2 protein-coding genes are annotated in these 1,003 nt (G+C 63.8%); both read left to right on the top strand.

Annotated elements, in window-relative coordinates:
- The first annotated feature begins 240 nt into the window (after positions 1-240).
- Positions 241-582, top strand: a complete 342-nt coding sequence (locus tag BR71_RS24690; protein WP_052370896.1) for a hypothetical protein — start codon at positions 241-243, stop codon at positions 580-582.
- Positions 583-675: 93 nt separating this feature from the next.
- On the top strand, positions 676-1,003 hold a 328-nt coding region (locus BR71_RS24695), incomplete at its 3' end, for a ribosomal eL19 family protein (RefSeq protein WP_208854917.1).

Raw genomic sequence — 1,003 nt, forward strand, 5'->3', positions numbered from 1 at the left:
AGCTGGGTTCCTGCGACAGACGCTCGTCCGCCTTGAAGCTCAGCGCGACGCTGTCCGCGTCCAGCAAAGGGCTGTGCAGTTCGATCAAACGCATGTCCGCTCTCCTTTTCGGTGTCCAAGGCTTGGGCGCGTCATCAGCTTTTCACCTGCATGCCCAGCTTTTTCAGATCCACGCCGGTGTCCGAGTAGGACGCGCCGGTATAGGAATAGCTGACCCCGGTGGTGGAGCAACTGGAGCCGGTGCTGGACACACTGGAGCCGGTGCTGCTGACCGAGGAACCGGTGGTGGACATGCTGGAACCGGTGACGCCGGTGGACGAGCCGGTGACCGAGATCGACGAACCGGTCACGCTGGCGGAGGCGCCGGTGGTGGATACCGAGCAACCGGTCACGCTGGCGGAGGAACCGGTGGTGGACATCGAGCAGCCCGTCACGCTGGTGGACGAGCCGGTGGTGGACATCGAGGTGCCGGTGATGCTGGTGGACGAGCCCGTGTCCGACATCGAAGTGCCTGTCACGCTCTTGGACGTGCCGGTGACCGAGCAGCTATTGCCGGTCACGCTGGTGGAGGTGCCGGTATAGGACGAGGACACCCCAGTCATGCTTTGCGACATGCCGGTGGCCGACACGCTGGTGCCGGTCATCGAGCACGAAATGCCCGTCATGCTCTGAGAGGTGCCCGTCACCGAGGTGCTGGTGCCGGTCAGGCTGGTGGACACCCCGGTAAAGCTGGTGGACACCCCGGTGAACCCCGTCGAGATTCCGGTGAAGCTGGTGGATACGCCGGTGAAGCCGGTCGACACCCCGGTGAAGCCGGTGGAAACGCCGGTAAAACTGGTCGACACCCCGGTAAAGCTGGTGGACAGGCCGGTAAAGCTGGTCGATACCCCGGTAAAGCTGGCCGACAGGCCGGTGAAGGACACCGACACCCCCGTGAAACTGATCGAAGCCCCAGTGACCGAAGTGGACGTGCCCTTGACCGAGATGTTCTTGTCCTGGCCCA

Source organism: Chromobacterium haemolyticum DSM 19808 (assembly GCF_000711885.1).
GTDB lineage: Bacteria > Pseudomonadota > Gammaproteobacteria > Burkholderiales > Chromobacteriaceae > Chromobacterium > Chromobacterium haemolyticum.